Annotated in this window: 15 protein-coding genes and 1 pseudogene; 5 read left to right on the forward strand and 11 right to left on the reverse strand. The window is 69.8% G+C overall.

All coding sequences use genetic code 11. The annotated features are described in order from the left end of the window. Positions 1–249 precede the first annotated feature (249 nt). Positions 250–654, reverse strand: a complete 405-nt coding sequence (locus TR46_RS10435) for a winged helix-turn-helix transcriptional regulator (protein ID WP_042397345.1) — start codon at positions 652–654, stop codon at positions 250–252. Between the two features lie 92 nt (positions 655–746). On the opposite strand from TR46_RS10435, the gene TR46_RS10440 reads away from it, so the two are divergent. Beyond that, positions 747–1,601, forward strand: a complete 855-nt coding sequence (locus tag TR46_RS10440) for an SDR family oxidoreductase (protein ID WP_042397348.1) — start codon at positions 747–749, stop codon at positions 1,599–1,601. Positions 1,602–1,792: 191 nt separating this feature from the next. Here TR46_RS10440 and TR46_RS10445 read toward each other — a convergent pair whose 3' ends face one another. The 4 genes and pseudogenes from TR46_RS10445 to TR46_RS10460 all read right to left on the reverse strand — a co-directional run. After that, positions 1,793–2,950: an epoxide hydrolase family protein gene (locus TR46_RS10445; RefSeq protein WP_042397352.1), complete on the reverse strand. Its 1,158-nt coding sequence runs from the start codon at positions 2,948–2,950 to the stop codon at positions 1,793–1,795. Between the two features lie 46 nt (positions 2,951–2,996). Then, positions 2,997–3,314: a hypothetical protein gene (locus TR46_RS40895; protein WP_152626399.1), complete on the reverse strand. Its 318-nt coding sequence runs from the start codon at positions 3,312–3,314 to the stop codon at positions 2,997–2,999. Positions 3,315–3,464: 150 nt separating this feature from the next. After that, positions 3,465–4,262, reverse strand: a complete 798-nt coding sequence (locus tag TR46_RS10455; protein WP_152626400.1) for a hypothetical protein — start codon at positions 4,260–4,262, stop codon at positions 3,465–3,467. Between the two features lie 321 nt (positions 4,263–4,583). Further along, positions 4,584–4,757: pseudogene (locus TR46_RS10460) on the reverse strand (dienelactone hydrolase family protein); the annotation flags it as partial. A 267-nt stretch (positions 4,758–5,024) separates the two neighbouring features. Between TR46_RS10460 and TR46_RS10465 the strand changes: the two are divergent. Further along, positions 5,025–8,348, forward strand: coding sequence for a lectin (locus tag TR46_RS10465; protein ID WP_052432695.1), 3,324 nt, complete (start codon positions 5,025–5,027; stop codon positions 8,346–8,348). Positions 8,349–8,534: 186 nt separating this feature from the next. Here TR46_RS10465 and TR46_RS10470 read toward each other — a convergent pair whose 3' ends face one another. Together TR46_RS10470 and TR46_RS10475 are read right to left on the reverse strand one after the other, a co-directional pair. Then, a complete protein-coding gene (locus TR46_RS10470) occupies positions 8,535–9,449 on the reverse strand; it encodes a serine hydrolase domain-containing protein (RefSeq protein WP_042397365.1) in 915 nt (304 codons plus the stop codon). A gap of 105 nt (positions 9,450–9,554) precedes the next feature. Beyond that, positions 9,555–10,448, reverse strand: a complete 894-nt coding sequence (locus TR46_RS10475) for a LysR family transcriptional regulator (RefSeq protein WP_042397368.1) — start codon at positions 10,446–10,448, stop codon at positions 9,555–9,557. A 101-nt stretch (positions 10,449–10,549) separates the two neighbouring features. Between TR46_RS10475 and TR46_RS10480 the strand changes: the two genes are divergently transcribed. Then, positions 10,550–11,641 carry an alcohol dehydrogenase catalytic domain-containing protein gene (locus TR46_RS10480; RefSeq protein WP_084718239.1) on the forward strand — a complete coding sequence of 364 codons (1,092 nt, stop codon included), beginning with the start codon at positions 10,550–10,552 and terminating at the stop codon, positions 11,639–11,641. Between the two features lie 293 nt (positions 11,642–11,934). Here the strand turns inward: TR46_RS10480 and TR46_RS10485 are convergent, their stop codons facing one another. The 4 genes from TR46_RS10485 to TR46_RS10500 all read right to left on the reverse strand — a co-directional run bounded on the left by TR46_RS10485 (position 11,935) and on the right by TR46_RS10500 (position 17,522). Further along, positions 11,935–13,362 (reverse strand): HAMP domain-containing sensor histidine kinase, encoded by a 1,428-nt coding sequence (locus tag TR46_RS10485; protein WP_042397371.1) that lies wholly within the window; start codon positions 13,360–13,362, stop codon positions 11,935–11,937. Next, positions 13,359–14,087 (reverse strand): response regulator transcription factor, encoded by a 729-nt coding sequence (locus TR46_RS10490; RefSeq protein WP_042397373.1) that lies wholly within the window; start codon positions 14,085–14,087, stop codon positions 13,359–13,361. Before TR46_RS10490 ends, TR46_RS10485 begins: the two co-directional genes overlap by 4 nt. After that, on the reverse strand, positions 14,084–16,300 hold the full coding sequence (locus TR46_RS10495) for an MMPL family transporter (protein WP_042397377.1): 2,217 nt from the start codon (positions 16,298–16,300) through the stop codon (positions 14,084–14,086). The genes TR46_RS10490 and TR46_RS10495 overlap by 4 nt, the downstream gene beginning before the upstream one ends. A gap of 319 nt (positions 16,301–16,619) precedes the next feature. Then, complete coding sequence (locus TR46_RS10500) at positions 16,620–17,522, reverse strand: LysR family transcriptional regulator (protein WP_042397380.1); 903 nt, start codon at positions 17,520–17,522, stop codon at positions 16,620–16,622. A 188-nt stretch (positions 17,523–17,710) separates the two neighbouring features. Between TR46_RS10500 and TR46_RS10505 the strand changes: the two genes are divergently transcribed. Together TR46_RS10505 and purN are read left to right on the forward strand one after the other, a co-directional pair. Next, a complete protein-coding gene (locus TR46_RS10505) occupies positions 17,711–18,004 on the forward strand; it encodes a DUF1330 domain-containing protein (protein ID WP_042397383.1) in 294 nt (97 codons plus the stop codon). 656 nt (positions 18,005–18,660) lie between these two features. Then, complete coding sequence (purN, locus tag TR46_RS10515; protein ID WP_042397543.1) at positions 18,661–19,254, forward strand: phosphoribosylglycinamide formyltransferase; 594 nt, start codon at positions 18,661–18,663, stop codon at positions 19,252–19,254. The last annotated feature ends 307 nt before the right edge of the window (positions 19,255–19,561 follow it).

Consider the following 19,561-nt stretch of genomic DNA (forward strand, 5'->3'; position numbering starts at 1 on the left):
GTGGGTGGGAACCGCCGTTCGGGCTCCCATGCCCCGGCGGCTACCGGCGCTGTCCGGACAAGCTCCGTCGCGACGGCTGCTCGGGGAAAGGCGACCTCGAAGTGAAACCGTCGTAGCCGAGCGCACCGCAGCCTCCGCAGCACCGCCTCAGGATCGTCGTAGGGGCCGTTGACGAAGAAGGGCACACCGTCCCGGTCGAAGCTGTGAAACGGCGAAAGTCGAACACTGTGGTCCGCAGCCGAAAATCCGTCACACTCCCCCACCAGCCGCCGCTCGCGCGGCCAGCACCTCGGGCACCCGCCGCTGGGCCCAAACGGCCAACTGCACCACCAACTCGGCCGCCTCCGCGCCGAGCGCCGTCAGGCTGTACTCGACGTGCGGCGGGATCACCGGGAACGCGCGCCGCAGCACGAACCCGTCCCGCTCCAGCATCTGCAGAGTCTGCGCCAGCATCTTCTCGCTGACGCCGTCCACCTTGCGCCGCAGCTCGCTGAACCGGTAGGTGCGCTCGCTGAGCGCCGCCAGCACCAGCACGCCCCAGCGGCTGGTGACATGCTCCAGCACCTCGCGGGACGGGCACATCCGGCTGTAGACGTCGGCGCCCCGCTCGCCGAAGAGGGCCGAGAACGTGGATCCACTGCTACTTACTTGCATGTCAGTACCTTACCTGAAAGTGGGTACTTTCGAATGGTTAGCTTCAAGCCTAGTGTCGGTGACACAGAGATCACCTCACTTTGGGAGCCGTCATGATCGTCGTAACCGGAGCCACCGGGCAGCTCGGCCGCCTTGTCGTCGAAGGGCTGCTGGAGCGGGTCCCGGCCGACCAGGTCGCGGTCGTGGTCCGCTCCGCGGAGAAGGCGGCCGACCTGGCCGCCCGCGGGCTCCAGGTGCGGACCGCCGACTACTCCCGCCCCGAGACGCTGGACGGCGTCTTCGCCGCCGGGGACCGGGTGCTGCTGATCTCCGGCAGCGAGATCGGCCAACGGGTCACGCAGCACCAGGCCGTCATCGACGCCGCCACCAAGGCGGGCGTCGCCCTGCTCGGCTACACCAGCGTGCTCGGCGGCGACCTGGCCACCTTCGGTCTGGCCGACGAGCACCACGCCACCGAGGCCGCGATCCGCGCCTCGGGCCTGCCCTTCGTCCTGCTGCGCAACGGCTGGTACACCGAGAACTACACCGGCACCCTGGGCCAGACGCTGGAGCACGGCGCCGTGTTCGCCAGCGCCGGCGAGGGCCGGGTCGCCTCCGCCACCCGCGCGGACTACGCCGCGGCCGCGGTCGCCGTCCTCACCACCGACGGCCACCAGAACCGGGCCTACGAGCTGAGCGGCGACACCGCCTGGAGCCTGGCCGAGTACGCCGCCGAGGTGGCCGCGCAGTCCGGCCGGCCGGTGGTCTACCGGGAGCTGACGCCGGAGCAGCACGTGGAACTGCTGCTCGGCGCCGGCCTGCCGCAGCCGTTCGCGGAGACCCTGGTCGACGTGGACGCCGGCATCGCCCGCGGCGAGCTGGCGGTGGCCACCGGTGACCTCTCCCGCCTGATCGGCCGCCCGACCACCGCGCTGGCCGACACCGTCAGGGCTGCGCTGCAACAGTGACCCACGCGGTACCGACGGAGTCGCCGGGGGCACCGTGTCAGTACGGGCGGGCTACCCAGCGGCTCCCAGGGGGTCGCAGGGGGTCGCAACTGGCGTTCAAGGGTCGCACGATTGAGGGCTCTGGGCGTGCAGCAGCGTCATGCCGTCCCTCTTGGGAGTTGGGCCTCGGGACCCGCACGGCAGCCGAACGCTCAGCGCAGTGCGCCGAAGAACTTCCGCACGTCGGCGACGAGGAGATCCGGCGCTTCCATTGCCGCGAAGTGGCCACCGCAGTCGAAGTCCGACCAGTGGGTGATGTTGTTGCTGTACTCGGCGTAGCGACGGATCGCGACGTCCTCGGCGAACACGGCGACGCCGGTGGGCGTGGTGGCGGGCTCCGAGTGCCAGGTACCGGAGTGCATGTTCTCGTAGTACATCTGCGCAGCCGAGCCTGCCGTTCCTGTGAGCCAGTACAGCATCACGTTGGTGAGCAGCAGATCGCGGTCGACGGCGGTCTCGGGCAACTCAGCGGCGGGGAAGGTCCACTCCTTGAACTTCTCTACGATCCATGCGAGTTGGCCTACCGGTGAGTCGTTCAGCGCGTAGCTGATGGTCTGTGGGCGGGTGGCCTGGACCTCAAAGTAGCCGCGCCCGTCGTCCTGGAAGTTCTTGCGCCGGTCCAGTCTCGCCCGCTCCGCGTCGGTGAAGGTGGCCCGCTCCTCATCCGTCACGTCCCCGAAAGGTATGAACCCGAAGGTGGCAGCGTTGACGTGCACCCCCACCACCCGGTCGGCGGCGGCCCGGCCCAGCTCCGGGGCAACGAACGCACCCAGGTCACCACCCTGAGCGCCGTACCGCCGATACCCGAGCCGGCTCATCAACTCCGCCCAGGCCGCCGCAACCCGGCCGGTGTTCCAGCCGGTCTCGCGGGTCGGCCCGGAGAAGCCGAAACCGGGTAGCGAAGGGATGACCAGGTGGAAGGCATCCGCGGCGTCACCGCCGTGCGCGGCGGGGTCGGTGAGCGGGCCGATGACTTTGGAGAATTCCACGACCGACCCCGGCCAGCCGTGGGTGAGGATCAGGGGCATGGCGTCCGGCTCGGCCGAACGCACGTGCAGGAAGTGCACGTTCTGCCCGTCGATCTCCGTGGTGAACTGCGGTATCGCGTTCAGCTCGGCCTCATGCGCGCGCCAGTCGTACGACGTGCGCCAGTACTCGGTCAGGTCCTTGAGATAGGCCACTGGCACGCCGCGGCTCCACCCGACGCCGGGCAGTTCGGCCGGCCAGCGGGTGGCCGACAGCCGGGCACGAAGCTCGTCGAGATCGGCCTTGGGGATGTCGATCCGGAAGGGAGTAATCGTCTCGCTCATAAGCAACAAGGTACCGGCGCTACTGAACTTGAATGCGTGATATCGGTCAGCCGTCCATGATCAGGCCGGTGCCGGCCACGCAGCTTCGGCGCCGCCCGATGCAGTTCATGAGCGTCTGCCGCGCAGGACCGATCCGGCTGCCAAGCCGGTGCTCAAGCCGATCAGGATACCCACCGGCGTGGGCCACGCGCGCGATCTCGCCGTAGCGGCCCCGCCAGGCGGGCCGGATGTCACGGTTGAGCGAGTCGGTGGCCCGGCGGCGGCAGCCGCCACCAAGAAGAGCCAGTGTCGCCCGCACCTCGTGGACGGCTGCCCCGCCGGCACCGACCTGATCACCAACGGCTGACCGGCACCACTCGATCAAGTTCAGTAGCGGACACCTTCTGTCCGGTGCTGCTGGAGCAGGCGCTGGTCGCGGTTGACCGCCGGCTGACGCCGGGCGGGCGAACCGATCGCGGCATTGAAGCGGCTCGGGCACGAGCATCGCGCGGGCAGGGTCTGCTCGTCCGGGGTGTCAGGACTCGTCGAGGTCCAGCCAGGAGCGGTGCCACAGCAGGCCGCACTGGCGGTCGCAGCCGCTACCCGCCAGGGGTTGGCCCGAGCAGCGCAGTCGGTCCAGGATGTACCAGTCGCCGGTCGGATGCTGCCACCGTGGCAGGGCACGGTGTTGGACGTGGGTGAGGACCGGATGCCGCGTGCCGGTGTGGGCAGCCATGCCGGGCTGGAAGGGGACGCCGTCCAGGGTGCCGTGGGCGTCCAGGGTGGCCTGGATCTCGGCGAGCGGTCGGACCGTGGCGTAGGCCGCCGACGGGCGCGGCTCCGCAAGTTCTGCGGTGGCGGGTTCGAGCCAGTCGTCGCGGAACAGCAGGGCGCAGGCCAGGCCGCATCCTTGGTCGCCGTGCGGGCCCAGGCAGGTCGCGCCGGCCAGGGTGACGGTGCGTGAGATGCGGCGCATCCGGTAGTGGTCGTCCACCATGCGTCGCACCGAATGCTCGACCTGGTAGGTGCGCCCGCAGAAGGCCCACTGGCCGTCGGTGAACCACAGGCCGTGCAGGCGGTTGCGGTCGTCCAGCGTGGCCTTGACGGCGTCGGTGTCCTTGACCCGCACCCAATCGCCCACCTCGTAGGCGGAGCGCCCACCGGGTTGCGGCAGACTGCGGAACCGCTCGCGCAAGCGCTCCCGCAGCAGCCGTGAGCGCCGCACAGCCCCCAGCGGGGGTGTGGGGCGTAGCGGCAGCCCCTCGAACTGGCAGCGCGGCCTCGCGCTGAGAATCTCGGCGCCGCCGCGCAGACCTGCCTTCGTCCCGGCCACGTTCACCACTCCTGCCCTTCGGTGCCCCTCGGTCCCCTGGAGGTCGAGCCTCGCGCCCGCGCAGGTATCCCGGGGTGTGAATGCCCGATTGCCATCCGAAAGGGATCCGTCTGGGAGCATGCTCCCGGAGATCGAAAGGCCGTCCAGGTGGCCCGGACCGTCGGCGAACGGGGCTATCGGACAGGCAGTGCGGAGGGGCATGGCGGTCAAGCCGATCGGCCGAAGTGGATCACTGGTAAGCCGCGGCCTTCCCCGCCCGCCGTGACCGTGGAGCCCCGGCATCGCGGCGGTCAGCGGGCGCCCGAGCTTGGACTGACCAGATCACTCCGTCACGGGCAGGCACTCGGCGAGCAGGTCGACGACATCGCGCCAGGCTCGCTGTGCGTGCCGCGGGTGGTAGCCGACGCCGGGGACCACGGGATGGCCGACCGGCGGGTGGTGGAAGGCGTGCAAGGCGCCGCCATAGACCACGAGGCGCCAGTCGACGCCCGCGGCGATTGAAATGCGGCGGCGGCTCACAAGAGCCGTCACAACCCCCGTTCCCACGGGAGCACCTGCCCCTGCACCACGCGCGACACAGGTTCCGGAGTCAACCCCTGAAGGATTTGCAGGGCCGACCATTAAGCGCCGCGTCGGCTGTGCAACGCAGCGCCAACACCGACGGCAGCCGGTGTGAACTGTCTTGACAGTAAACGGCATTGGGTTCAACTTATTGTCATGCTCAGAACGTTGACAACGTTGTCAGAGAGGAATGACCCAACCATGCCACGACTACGTGGAAAGAACCGGGCCTTACCCGCCCTCCTCGCCGCAGGAGCTCTGCTCGCCTACGGCGCCGGCTCGCCTACGGCCTTCGCGGCGGCCCCGGCCGCTAAGGCCGCCCTGGTCACCGCACCCGCCTCGCTGGTGAACCCGTTCATCGGCACCTCCAACACGGCGGACGACTTCCCCGGCGCGGACGTGCCGTTCGGCATGGTGCAGTGGAGCCCTGACACCCCCTCCCGTCCGGACGGCGGCGGCTATGAGTACAAGGACTCGTCGATCACCGGCTTCAGCCTCACTCATATCGCCGGCCCTGGCTGCGGGGCCGGCGGCGACATACCGGTGCTGCCGACCGTCGGTGCGGTCAGCACCAGCGCGACGGACGCGTTCTCGCACGCCAACGAGTCGGCAACGCCGGGCTCGTACACCGTCTCACTGAACAACGGGGTGAAGACCGAGCTGACCACCACCACCCGCAGCGGGATGGCTCGGTTCACCTTCCCGTCCACCACCCAGGCCAACCTGGTCTTCAAACTGACGGGCAGCCAGAACGGCGACTCCAACACCCAGTTCAACGTGGTCAGCGACACCGAGGTCAGCGGCCAGGTCACCAGCGGGAAATTCTGCGGTGCGGGCAACGCGTACACCGTGTACTTCGACATGGTCTTCGACCAGCCATTCGCCACCAACGGGACGGCGGCGGTCAAGGACGCCGTCCCGAGCGCCACGGCGAAGACCGGGGTCGCGCCCAGCGCCCCCGAGCCGAAGAACAAGCCCACACTGCACGGGAAGGCCCCGGCCTCCAAGGTCGCACCCAAGACGGTGACTCCGCAGGCCGCAGCGAGCGACGGCTACGTCACCTTCAACACCACCGGCAACCCGGTGGTGCAGGCCAAGGTCGGCATCTCCTACGTCTCCACCGCGAACGCGGTCGCCAACCGCACCGCCGAGAACCCGAACTGGACCTTCAGCTCCACCCAGAGCGCAGCGCTGGGCGACTGGAACTCGGTACTCGGACGGGTCTCCACCGCCGGCGGCACCGCCGCCCAACAGGCAGTCTTCTACACCGCGCTCTACCACTCCCTGCTGCACCCCAACGTGATCAGCGACAGCAACGGCCAGTACTACGGCTTCGACGGCAAGACCCACACCGTCGACTCCGGCCACCAAGCCGCCTACGCCAACTACTCGGGCTGGGACATCTACCGCTCACAAGCCCAACTCGAAGCGCTGGTCGACCCGCAGGCCGCCTCGGACACCGCGCAGTCCATGGTCGACGACTACGCGCAAACCGGCCTGTTCCCCAAGTGGTCCGAGGACAACGGCGAGAGCTACGTCATGGTCGGCGACCCGGCCGACGAGATCCTGGCCGACTACCACGCCTTCGGCGCCACCGGCTTCGACAGCGCCACCGCGCTGAACGACATGGTCGCCGAGGCCACCGGCACCAACAACAACCGCCCCGGACTGACCTACCTGGAGCAGTTGGGCTACCTGCCGAGCGACGGAAGCTACGGCTGCTGCAACTTCTACGGCCCGGCCTCCACCACCCTGGAATACGACTCGGCCGACTTCGCCGTGTCAGCCCTGGCCGGGGCACTCGGCGACAGCGCACACCAGACCGCCTTCGCGAACCGGGCCCAGGACTGGCACAACCTCTTCGACTACAGCAGCGGCTTCATCCAGCCACGCGATGCCCACGGCACGTGGACCGCCGGCTTCTCACCCACCTCGGGGACCGACTTCGTCGAGGGCGACTCCTGGCAGTACACCCCGATGGTGCCGTTCGACGTGCACGGCCTGGCCACCGCCATGGGCGGCGACAGCAAGCTGGCGTCCTTCCTGGACACCGACCTCTCCTCGCTGACCGGCGGCAACGGGTACACCGACCTGGGCAACGAACCCAGCCTCAACATCCCCTGGGAGTACGACTACGTCGGCCGGCCGTACAGGACCCAGCAGGTGGTCCGACAGGTCCAGGACCAGATCTGGACCGACGCACCCGGCGGCCTGGCCGGCAACGACGACCTCGGCGAGATGAGCTCCTGGTACGTGTGGTCCGCGCTGGGCCTGTACCCGGAGACCCCCGGCACCGCCGACCTGGCCCTCGGCTCGCCGATGTTCACCCAGGCCCTGATCACCCTGCCGTCCGGCAACACGCTGACGGTCAACGGCAGCGGCGCGGCCGACAACGCCCCCTACGTCCAGTCCGCCACCTGGAACGGGTCGAGCTGGAACAACGCCTACGCGCCGGCCGGCGCGATCAGCGGTGGCGGGACTCTGGGCTTCACCCTCGGCACCACCGCCAACACCTCCTGGGCCTCGGCCGCCTCGGCCGCGCCGCCCTCCTACGCCGGGAACCCCGGCTACAGCAACATCGGCGTCTCCGCCGACTCCGCCTCCTCCTCGGCCGACTTCGACGGCGGCGGCTGGAGCTACTCCGCCACAGCCCTGGCCACGGCCGGGGTCGACCCGGGCGGCACGGTCAGCGCCGGCGCGGTGACCTACACCTGGCCCGATGTCGCCGCGGGCCAGCCGGACAACTACCTGGCGAACGGTCAGACAATCCCGGCGTCGGGCTCGGGGGCGATCTCCTTCCTCGGCTCGGCGAGCAACGGGCCCTCCTCGGGAACGGCGACCGTCAGCTTCACCGACGGCAGCACCCAGTCCGTCCCCCTGGCCTTCTCCGACTGGACCCTCAACGGCGGCTCGGCGACAGCGCTGTCCGGCAGCACTGTCGCGGCCACGGCCGCCTACCGCAACCAGGCGGGCACCACCTCCGACACGGTCAAGACCTACCTGTTCAGCAGTGCGCCGGTCACGCTGACAGCCGGGAAGACGGTGACGAGCGTTCGGCTGCCGTCGGCCGTGAGCGCGGGGGCACTGCACGTCTTCGCCGTCGGTTTCAGTACCGCAGGCGGAGGAGGCGGCACCCCGGCGACCGGTCCGATCACCTCCGGTGTAAGCAGCGGCCTGTGCGTCGACGACCTGCACAGCGTCACTACCAACGGGAACCCGATCGACCTCTACACCTGCAACGGCACCACCGCCCAGAGCTGGACGGTCGGCAGCGACGGCACCCTCCAAGTGCTCGGCGGCTGCCTGGACGTCAGCAACAGCGGCACCGCTGACGGCACCAAGGTGCAGTGGTACACCTGCAACGGAACCGGAGCGCAGCAGTGGCAGCCGGGCAGTTCCGGCTCCCTGGTCAACCCCAACTCCGGGAAGTGCCTCGACGACCCGGGATCCACAACCGTCACCGGCACCCAGTTGCAGATCTACACCTGCAACGGCACCAACGCCCAGAAGTGGAACCTGCCCTGACCCAGTGACGGCTCGGCTCTGCCGGTCCCGGCGCACCCGCACCGGGACCGGCAGTGTCTTCGTCTCTCGGCACTTCCCCGCTCGCGCGACCAACGCCGCCGCCCGCAGCGCCGGTGGTACCCGTCTCCCCCTGCCGCTCCACGGGCTGCGAGCCGCCACTCTCTTTCATCCGAGGAACACTTGCCTTTACAGGCGGGCTACGATCTCTTCGTCTATGAGGGCTGTTATGGAGGTTCCCTCGGAGCCCCCTTCCACGTGCGCGGTTACGGTTACCACCGCTTCCTTGTCCGGGGAGACTATGCAGAGCTGGCCGTATCTTCCTGCCATTTTGTACGTCTTTTCCCCGGGGGTGCACCAGATGCCCAGGCCGTAACTGTCCGAGAGGCGGAAGCCTTCGTCTGTCGGGTCCTGCATGGTCGGGACGGTCTCGGTCGCGATTCGCGCGCAGTATTCGGCGGGGACCAGCTGGCGGCCTTCGTGGCGGCCCTCGTCGAGCAGGAGGCGGCCGAAGCGGGCCAGTTCGGAGGTCCTCAGGTAGAGGCCACTCTCCGCTATCGGGTGGCCGAGGGGGCAGGTGTGCCACTGGGGGTTGTGGATGGCAAGCGGGGTGAAAAGGCGGGGCAGCAGGTAGTCGCGGATGTTGGCGCCGGTCGCGGCGCGCAGGGCGCGGGCCGCTACGTACGGGCCGATGCCGGCGTACCTGAAATACGTGCCGGGCTTGTGCGCCAGCGGGGTCGCGAAGAAGTCAGCGGCCGGGTCCGGAACCCCGACAGGGTCGTCGGCCAGCTCGAGGACCGGGCTGCCGGACGTCATCATGAGCAAGTGCCGGAGTGTGACCTGGTCCAGGCCGGGCGCGGCAGAGCCGGCCAGCTCGGGGTAGTACGTGAGGGCGGGGTCGTCCAGGGCGAGGCGGCCTTCGGCTTCGGCGATGCCGAGCGCTACGGACGTAAAGGTCTTCGAGACCGACCGCACGTCGATTCGGTCGTCCGAGCGGAGCCTGCGTTCGACCGGCTCGGCACCACGGCGGTAGATGTGCACTCCGTAGAGTTCCATGTCCTCTCGTTCGGCGGACCGGACCAGGGCATCGATGAGTTCTCGCATGGCTGGGAGCCTAGTAGCGGGGTCTGACATTCGCGGCTGTCTGCGCCGCGTCACCGCGGCCCCGCCCGGATGGACCGGTGGGCAGTTGGTGCCCGGCAGGACGTGTCAGGCGGTCAAGGTGATCGCTCTGGTGACCGCCGTGATCGCAGGGGTGGGCCGGCCGGGGAGGCGTGCCACCAGCACTCGGCGGATTTCGGGGGGTGCTCCCTCGACGTTCAGCAGGTTGACCCCAACCGGCAGGGCGGGCGAGAGCCGGGACGGAACCGTCGTCACGCCGAAGCCGCCGGCGACCAGTTGGAGCTTGGTCAGCCAGTCGCGAGCGGAGTGGAGGATCCGCGGCCGTCCGGGCAGGCCGGGCCAGACACCCAGCAGCGATTCGGAGTTCGAGGCGGGGCTGGAGATCCACGGAACGTCGATCAGTTCGTCGACGTGCACGGTGGTCCGGCCGGCGAACTGTCCGGTCGACTGCACCGCGATGGCCAGTTCGGTGTCGGCGACGGTCTGGACGTGGAGCCGGGGCGACTCCCCGTCCGACGGCCGGTGGGGCGGACGGGACGTCAGCAGGGCGAGGTCGATCGAGCCGGCACGCAGCGCCCGGCTGAGGGTGGGCGTGGTGCCCTCGATCGTGGTGACCGTGATGTGGGGGTCGGCCGCCGCGAGCCGTGCCAGTGCGGCGGGCAGCATCGCCGCGCCGGCGCTCAGGAACACCCCGAGCCGCACGAGTTCGGTCTGCGGGACGGCGCCCGTGAGGTCGCGCTCGGCCGCCGCGACGGACTCAAGGATCGTGCGGGCGTGCCGCAGCAGGGTCAGCCCTGCGGCGGTGAGCCGCACTCCGTCGGCGCGGCGTTCGAACAGGGTCGTGCCTGCGCTCCGTTCGAGGGAGGCGGCTTGGCGCGAGACCGCCGACTGTGTGTAGCCGAGCCGGGCGGCTGCGGCGGTGAAGCTGCCGGACTCCGCTATCTGTCGCAGAACCCGCAGGGCGGAAGTGGAGATGTCCATGCGTCCTAGGCATACCACGGATGCCAGATCATCGCTTCCCGCATGTCTGTCCGGCTCCTAGGGTCGGTCCTGCGAACTCGGACGAACATGGAGGCCAGCAAATGCGAGCAGCGATACTGACAGGGTTCGGCGCCCCGCTCACGGTGCGACAGGTGCCCGACCCCGAGGCGGGCGGTGGCGAGGTGGTGGTCGAGGTGCTCGCCGCTTGCGTGCCGCCTTACGCGGCCGAGGTCTTCAGCGGCGAACGGAACTACCCTCTGGTCCCTCCCGTCGTGCCAGGCATCGGCGGAGTGGGACGGGTCGTCCGTGTCGGCCCGGACGCCACCCGACTGCGAGCCGGCGACCTGGTGTGGTGCGATTGCACGGTGCGCTCGCGGGACGACGCCCTGACCCCCGACATCACGCTCCAGGGCTGGAGCTCCCGGGGCGAGGGCGGCGCGCGGCTCGCCCGGTACCTGCACGACGGGTCGTTCGCCGAACTCATGAGGGTTCCGACGGAGAACGTCTTCCCGCTGCCCGCCACCGCGGGGCAGGACCCGGCCCGCTGGGCCGCGCTCAGCGTGCACGCCATCCCCTACGGCGGGCTGCTGGCCGGCCGGCTCGCAGCCGGGGAGACGCTGCTCGTCAGCGGGGCCACCGGCAACCTCGGTAGCAGTGCGGTCGCAGTCGCGCTCGCGATGGGGGCGGGCCGCGTGGTCGCCCCAGGCCGCAACCGGGCCGCGCTCGACCTCCTCCGCGACCGGTTCGGTCCGCGCGTCCGCCCGGTCCCGCTGACCGGGGACGAGGCCGTCGACCGCGCGGCCATGTCCGCGGCGGGCGACGGCCCGATCGACATGGTGATCGACCTGCTCCCGCCGAGCGCACCCAGCTCGGCGACGCGTACAGCGGCGATGACCGTGCGCGAGTACGGCCGCGTCGTCCTCATGGGCGGTGTCGGCATGCTCGGTGGCGAGGACCTTGCGCTCCCGTACCCGTGGATCATGCGCAACTCCGTTACCGTGAGCGGGCAGTGGATGTACCCGCGCACGGCGAACGCGGGCATCGTCCGGCTCCTCGCCTCGGGCGCGCTGGACCTCGGCCCCGAGCGGGTACGGTCGTTCGACCTCGACGCCGTCAACGACGCCATCGCGTACGCCGCCGCGCACGGCGGCCCGTTCGACCGCACCACCCTCACCCCACAACCCATCGGCTGAACAGGACTGCCGGTCCTGCTCCACCAGGCCCTGGCCGAACTGCGCGGGACCCTCGGAGCAAAATCCCAGGGGGGCCGCGGTCAGCTCGTCCAGGTCTTGAGGTGGGCGGCGACCTCGCGAGTACGGGCAGGCCGTCGCGGGCGGCGCGTGCCAGCGGTAGGACGGTGTCCGGGCCAGGGCTGACGGGAAGGTCGCACGCGGCCAGGTAGGCGGCGGTGACGGACGTGCCGATCGAAGCTCACGTGGAACGGCGAGAGCTTGGGCGAGTTGGGCGAACCCGTCGTGCGAGGAGTTCAGTGCGTGCCTTTGAGTCGCACGGTGACGGTGGTGCCGACGCCGACGGTGGATCGCACCGAGACCTGGCCCTGGTGGGCGTGGATGATCGCTTCCACGATGGCGAGGCCCAGGCCGGATCCGCCGTAGGCGCGGCTGCGGCTGGCCTCGGCACGCCAGAATCGTTCGAAGACCCGCGGCAGGTCCTGCGGTGGAATACCGGGGCCGTTGTCGGCCACCTCTATCTGGGCGTATCCGGGTGTGGTGGCGACTGTGACGTGCACGTCGGTCTCGGGCGGCGTGTGCTGGACGGCGTTGCCGACAAGGTTGCGCAGCACTTGCTGCAGGCGGGCGGCGTCGCCGGTCACCGGTGCGGGTCCGGTGGCGGTCAGGGTGATGCCGCGGGCCGGGTTGATCACTTGCGCGTCGTCCACGACGCCGGCGGCCAGCGCGGTGAGGTCGAGCGGAGCCTGTTCGACGGGTCGGCCCGCGTCGAGGCGGGCCAGCAGCGAAAGATCCTCGACCAGCAGCCGCATGCGGCCGACCTCGTTCTCGATGTGGACGAGCGCGGCCTCGAGGCGGGGCCCGGTGAGGCCGCCCTGACGGTGCAGGTCGAGCCAGCCGGAAATGGTCGACAGCGGGGTGCGTAGTTCGTGCGAGGTATCGGCGGCCAGCGAGCGGACCGCGGCTTCGGCACGGGCCTGCGCGTCGAATGCGCGATTGACCGCTTCGGCCAACTGATCCGTTTCGCTGCGGTCTCCGCGGGTGGGAAGGCGTTCGGTCAGGTGGCCTTCGGCGATGGTGTCTGCGCTGTCGGCCATCGTGGCCAGCGGCCGCAGGCCCACGCGCAGGACGAGGACGGCAAGGGCGAGCAGCAGGACCAGGGCGGCGGCGGCGATCGCCAACTGGCGGGCGAAGAGGGTGTCGGTGGTGGAGTTGTCGACGGAGGTGTCGATGACCAGGATGAGGGCGGCAGGCCGCACGGGGGAATGCCCGGTCCGCTGAAGAACCAGGCCGGGGCTGGGAATGCGGATGGCGCTGAGGTCGTCGTGGCCGCCTGCGTTGTCGTAGTCGACGACACGGCCTGTGGGGACGGCGGCCGTCGCGCGGACCAGCGGCCCGGGCGCGAGGTCGGCCGATCCGCTGGAGGACAGTATCCGGTCCTGCCCGTCGAGGGCGATGCTGCCGTACGGCGGGCTCAGCAGGGCGGAGAGCAGATCGCTGTCGGCGATTCGCGGGGCCTGGGCGGTGACGGCCCGCAATCGGGCGGCGTTGTCCTGCAAGGTGCGGGTGTAGCGATTGTGGAGGTAGTCACTCAGTAGCAGCGTGCCGATCGCCGAATTGGCTGTCAGCCCGGTCACCAGCAGAAGTGCGAGTCCGGCGAGGATGCGCAGGCGGACGCTGGCTCGGGACGGACGCAGCCGGCCGTGGATGGCTGCCAGGTTCATCGGACGGCCTTCTGCCGGAGGGTGTAGCCGACGCCGCGGACGGTGTGCAGCAACGGGGCGCGCCCGTGGTCGATCTTGCGGCGGAGATTGGAGATGAAGCGTTCAACGACGACCGAGTCGCCGCCGAAGTCGTACTGCCAGACGGCTTCGAGGATCTGCGACCGGGACAGCACGTGGCCCTGGTGGGCCATCAGGTGGTGCAGGAGCCGGTATTCGGTGGGCGACAGGTCGACCGTTTCGCCGCCGCGGCGCACTTCGTGGCGCAGGTCGTCGAGTTCCAGATCGCCGCAGCGCAGCGTGGATTCATGGTCGGCGGGTTGGCCGCCGCGGGCGCGGCGTAGCAGTGCCTGCAGGCGGGCTCCGACCTCGACGACGCTGAACGGCTTGGTGACGTAGTCGTCGCCGCCCAGACGCAGGCCTCGGACCCGGTCCTCCACTGCGTCCCTGGCGGTGAGGAAGAGCACGGGGACCGTGATTCCCCGGTCGCGCAGGAGCTGCAGGATCTCGAAGCCGTCCACCCGGGGAAGCATGACGTCCAGGACGATGACATCGGGTGGGCGGCGGGCGACCTGGGCAAGCGCCTCGGCCAGGTCACCCGCCGCGTCCACATCGAACCCGGCGAAAGCGAGTGCGGAGATCAGCAACTGCCGGATACCCGGATCGTCGTCGATGACCAGGACACGATCGACACCGGCGTCGGCCGAGGTACCGGCAGGATCGATCATCGCGCCACTGTCTCCGTTTCCAGGTCGTCGCCGATCGCGGCACTGTCCGCGCTACCGGCCCCAGCGGTGATGCTCTCACCCTCGGCGGCGAGGTGTGGCAGGAAGCGGTCGAGTCGGCGTGGGATCTGCCAGGAGCGGTCGCCGAGGAGGGCGAGGACCGCGGGCACCAGGGTCATCCGGACCGCGAAGGCGTCGACGAGGACGCCGAAGGCGAGTCCGAAGGCGATCGGCATGACGTCGGGGTCCTTGCCGAACAGGAAGGCGACGAAGACGGCGACCATGATCAGGGCGGCGGCGGTCACCACCCGGGAGGCGTTGCGGGCCCCGACGAGGATCGCGCGGCGGGCGTCCCCGCGGCGCGCGTAGTCTTCGCGCATGGCGGAGACCAGGAACACCTCGTAGTCCATCGCGAGTCCGAACAGCACGGCCATGACGATGATGGGGGCGAAGCTGGCGACCGGGCCGAGGCTGGGCACCCCGAGCAGGCCCGCGAGCCAGCCCCATTGGAAGACGGCGACTGTCGCGCCGAAGGCGGCGCCGAGAGAGAGCAGGAATCCGACAGTGGCCTTGACGGGGATGGCGATGGATCGGAACGCGATCATCAGCAGCAGCAGCGACAGGCCCACGACGACGAGAGCGAACGGGATCAGCGCGCCGCTGAGTTTGGTGGCGACATCGATGCCGACGGCGGTCTGGCCGGTTACGGCGACGTAGCTGCCGTTCTGGCGGGCTACTGGTGCGACGGCCACGTTCAAACGGGAGACGAGATCGCGGGTCTGCTGACTGCGCGGGCCGGTGGTCGGGGTGACCTGGATCCGGGCGGCCGTGCGGTCGTCGGCCGTGTCGATGCCGCTGATCTCCGCGATGCCGTTGACGCCATGGAGTCTCGCTTCCACCGCAGCGGCGGTCTGCGACGTGGCCGTCGCGTTCGTGCTCTCGACGAGAACCACCAGAGGCCCGTTGGCGCCGGGCCCGAAGGCATGGCCGATCATGTCGTACGCCTGGCGGGTGACCGTCGACTTGGCGTTCGAGCCGTCGTCGGTCAGGGCCATCTGCAACCGCAGAACGGGGGCGGCGATCACCAGGAGCCCGAGCGTCACGAGGATGAGATTGCGTATCGGGTGGCGTAGGACACCGCCGACCCACCTCGTGCCCATCGTGGTCCTGTCCGGGTCGGACAGATGGGCCGCCCTGGAGCCGGACTTGGGAACGAGCCTGCGACCGAAGGCGGACAGCAGGGCGGGTAGCAGTGTCAATGCCATGAGCACGGCCATCGCGACGGCACCCGCCGAGGCCAGGCCCATGGAGGTGAGCATCGGTACGCCGGCCACCGACAGCCCGGCCAGGGCGATGAGCACGGTCGCTCCGGCGAAGACCACGGCGCTGCCCGCGGTCGCGGTGGCCTTCGCCACCGACTCCAGGACCGGCAGCCCTGCGGCCAGTTGCGCGCGGTGCCGCGAGACGATGAGCAGCGCGTAATCGATGCCGACCGCGAGACCGATCATGGTCGCCAGGGTGGGGGCGTTCTCGGAGATGCCCACCGCCGAGGCCACGGTCAGGATCGCCATCATGCTGCCGATCACTCCGAAGATGGCGGTGAGCAGCGGCAACCCGGCCGCCAGCATCGAACCGATCGTGATGAACAGGATCGCGAGGGCGACGAGTATGCCGATCAGCTCGGTCGGACCGATCGGGGAGTTCGTCGGAGCATACGCGTCACCGCCGTAGACGGCGGTGAGCCCAGCCCGCTCCGCGGTGGTCCCGGTGCCCTTGAGGGCATCCAGAGTCGCGGCGGGCACGTCAGCATCCTTCTTGGTGCTGAAGACCACGTCGGCCACCTCGGTCCGCCCGTCGGGCGACAGCGCACTGGAGCCGGGCGGGCTGACTCCCGTGACGCCGGCGACCTCCCTCGCGGCGGCCAGGCTGGCACGCAGCGGCCCGGCGAGTGCGGCTTCGGTGAGCTTGTGACCGGGCGGCGCCTGGAAGACGATCTGCGCGGACTGCTTGTCCTGGTCCGGCGCCGGCCACTCTCGGTCCATCCGCGTCAGCGCGGTCTGGGCCGGGGAGCCAGGGATGGACTTGGTGTTCTGCAGCGAGCCGCCGATCGAGATCCCCAGCGCGATGACAGCCGCCAGTACGATCAGCCATCCGACAATCATCGTGCGCCGGCGTCGTGCGCCGAAGGCGCCCAGCCGGTACAGGAGCATGCCCATGACCTATCCCTTGTCAGGTGGTGGAAGTGACTCCACCGATCCTGTTCGGCCCCCTTGATGGCCCGCCCCCGCTGCACTTGACGGTTTGCTGACGGCCGACTCCGGAACCGAGGTGACAGGGGTGACCATCGCCCTGGGGCTGTTCATCGCGAACCGCAGGACCAGGCGGGGCCGTTCGGTCGGACGGCTTTGTGTACAACGGGGACCGGGGCCCGGGGCGGTCATCGGATGCTGATCCGCCGTCGTCGTCATCACGGCGAGGTCCGCCGGGCGCAAGGGCCTCGGCCCCGCCACCGCAGGCGTCCGTCCCCCTCTTACGTCAGTCCGGCAGCCAGTGCAGCTCCTGCGCCAGGGCCTTGGCGACGGCACGGACGCGGTGGTGCAGTGGCGACTGCTCGCGTGGGAGGACCAGGTGGATCGTCAGGCTGGGCGCGCCCCGCAGCGGTCGCCAGGTGAGACCGGCCGGTTGCACCGTGACCGCGGCTTCTCCGGCCGGGGCGAGGGTGATCCCGTCGCGCAGGTCGCGCTGAGACATGTCGAAAGAGACCGCGGGCGTGTGGAATCGGGGGTGTGGTCGGGTGTCTCGGAACAGTGCGGACAACTGATCGTGGATCACGGGGTTGGTCGCACGGTCCGGGAGTCGCAGCGGATACGCGGCGGCGTCGGCGATCTCGATCACCGGGTGTTCGGCCAGCGGATGGTGCTGCGCCAGCTGGACCCCGACGCGCTGACGCCGCAGCAGGATCCGGCGCACGCCACGGCCCGGCTGTTCACCACGGGTGACCCCGGCATCGATGCGGCCGTCGGCGACCGCGGGGGAGATCTCCGGTGTCGCCATCGGGACCGCGCCGACCTCGATGCCGCTGTTGCCGCGAATCAGCCTGTCCACCAGGGCCGGTACCGTCTCGGCCCCGGTGCTGAGGCTGTATCCGATGCGCAGCGTGCCCAGCTCCCCGGCCGCCGCGCTCCGGGCGGTGTCCCATGCCCGGTCCAGCGCCGCCAGCGCGGGCGGCGCGGACTCCGCCAAAGCCGCACCGGCCGTGGTCAGTACGACGCTACGGGTGTTGCGGGCCAGCAGGGCGGTGCCGAGTTCCGCCTCCAATCGGCGCATCCGGGCGCTGAGTGCGGGCTGTGCGATCCCGATCCGTGCGGCCGCACGGGTGAAGTTCAACTCCTGCGCCAGCACCAGGAAGTACCGCAGGCTCACCGTATCCGGCGCCACGTGACCCCCTGCCGATTGATAACGATCCGTTCTGAGTCTATCCCGTACCGGTCTTTCCCTCGACCGCACATCAAGCCCTAACCTGCGCATATGACGATTCCACCGACCGCAGTACCCGTCGCCGGGATCGACCGATCTGGGTGTCAATTCGAAGTCGGCCGCCGTCCGGCCCAACACAGGAGGCTCCCATGGCCAAGGGCTACTGGGTCAGTGTCTACCCCGCCATCTCCGACCCTGAGAGTCTGACTGCCTACGACAAGCTGGCGCGTCCGGCTGTCCAGGCCGGGGGCGGACGCGTCCTGTCCCGTGGCGCCCGAGTCGTCGCCCACGAGGCCGGAATCACCCAACGCGTCGTTCTGATCGAGTTCGACAGCCTTGAACAGGCCGTCGCGGCATACGAGAGCGAGGCATACCAAAAGGCGCTGCCGGCCCTCCCCGACGGCGTCGAGCGCGACTTCCGCATCATCGAAGGCATCGACTGACCGGCGGCCCCAGCCATCGCTGAGCATCCGTCACCTGATACGCACACAGTGCTGAACGACGGCTCACGAGACGAGTTCGAAGCCATGTCCCGCGTCCCGGTTCGTCGTCGAAGTCCTTGAAGGTCTTCCGTCTGCCGGACCGTGGAGGACGACGCCCGCGCGATCCTCGACAGGCACTGAAACACCCGGGATGCGCGGCCAACCCGGGCACGCCGACCACAGCGGCAGCACCTGTCTGCGTATCGGCACGTCGAAAAGGGGCCGGCAGAAAGGCCCGCTTCGACCCACCGTGAGGAGCGCCGGGGAGTCGAAGCCCACCTTGCGCATTGGTGGCCCGGCCCAGTGCCTCAAGAAGCGGCCGAACTCACATCGCGCAGACAGCACGTGGCCCCGGCGCCCACTACTGGCGCCGGGGCCACGTGCCCTGACGACGGTCCTCACCAGTTGGTCTCGCCCGTGAAATACTCGGCCGCCCGGCGCAGGATCTCGCGATCCTGCTTCAGCTCGGCGACCTGCCGACGAAGCCCCCGATTGGACCCCACACGGATCCAGCTCCGTAGCGTCTCGGTGTTGACCCCAAACTTTCTCGCACTGACCCTCACCGACCACCAGGGCCGCGGACCTGATGGTCGGCGTGCCCTGCGATGATGCAGATCATGCCGTTCAAGGTCGCAGTCCTCGCCTCGCACGCCGGGTCCAACCTCCGCGCACTGATCACCGCCTCTCTGCAACCAGCAAGCGCGTTCGCGATCGCCGTGGTCATCAGCAACAACAGCGGTTCGGGCGCCCTGGCCCACGCACACGACCACGGCATCGCCACCGCGCACCTGTCCAGCCGCACCCATCCCGATCCCGACGCGCTCGACCGTGCCGTGCTCGCGCTCCTGCACCAGCACGGCATCGACCTGGTCGTCATGGCCGGCTACATGAAGAAGATCGGCGCGGCGGTGCTCGACGCCTACCGCGGTCGCGTCATCAACGTCCACCCCGCCCTGCTGCCCCGCCACGGCGGCCCCGGCATGCACGGACACCACGTCCACGAAGCGGTCCTGGCCAGCGGCGACACCCTATCGGGCGCCTCGGTCCACCACGTCACCGCGAACTACGACGAAGGCCCCGTCATCGCCAGGCGCCAAGTCCCGGTGCTGCCCGACGACACGCCCCAGACCCTCGCAGACCGAGTCCTCGACGCCGAGCACATCCTCCTGCCCGCCACCGTCCAAACCCTGGCCCTGGAACACGCACGCTGATCAACCCGGCACCGGCTCCACGCCAGCTCGTGATCGCCTTCTTCCGACACCCCGGACGCCCCCGTCATCGTCGCCAGGACCGGCTCACCCTCCACAGGATTCAACTCCGGATGCGGTCGCGCAACTGCGACATGAAGCGCTGGATGTCCCGGCGTTCGTAGATCCCGAGGCGGTGAACGAAGGCAGGCCCGTAGGGTTAGCTGCGGGTGCAGGCGCTGATCGAGGAGGGTGTGGGGTGGCGGTCAACTGGGACACCTTGGCGACAACTGGTCTGGGTGCGGCCACCACGGTGCTCGGCATCGTGATC

The sequence above is a fragment of the Streptacidiphilus carbonis genome, assembly GCF_000787775.1.
Classification (GTDB): Bacteria; Actinomycetota; Actinomycetes; order Streptomycetales; family Streptomycetaceae; genus Streptacidiphilus; species Streptacidiphilus carbonis.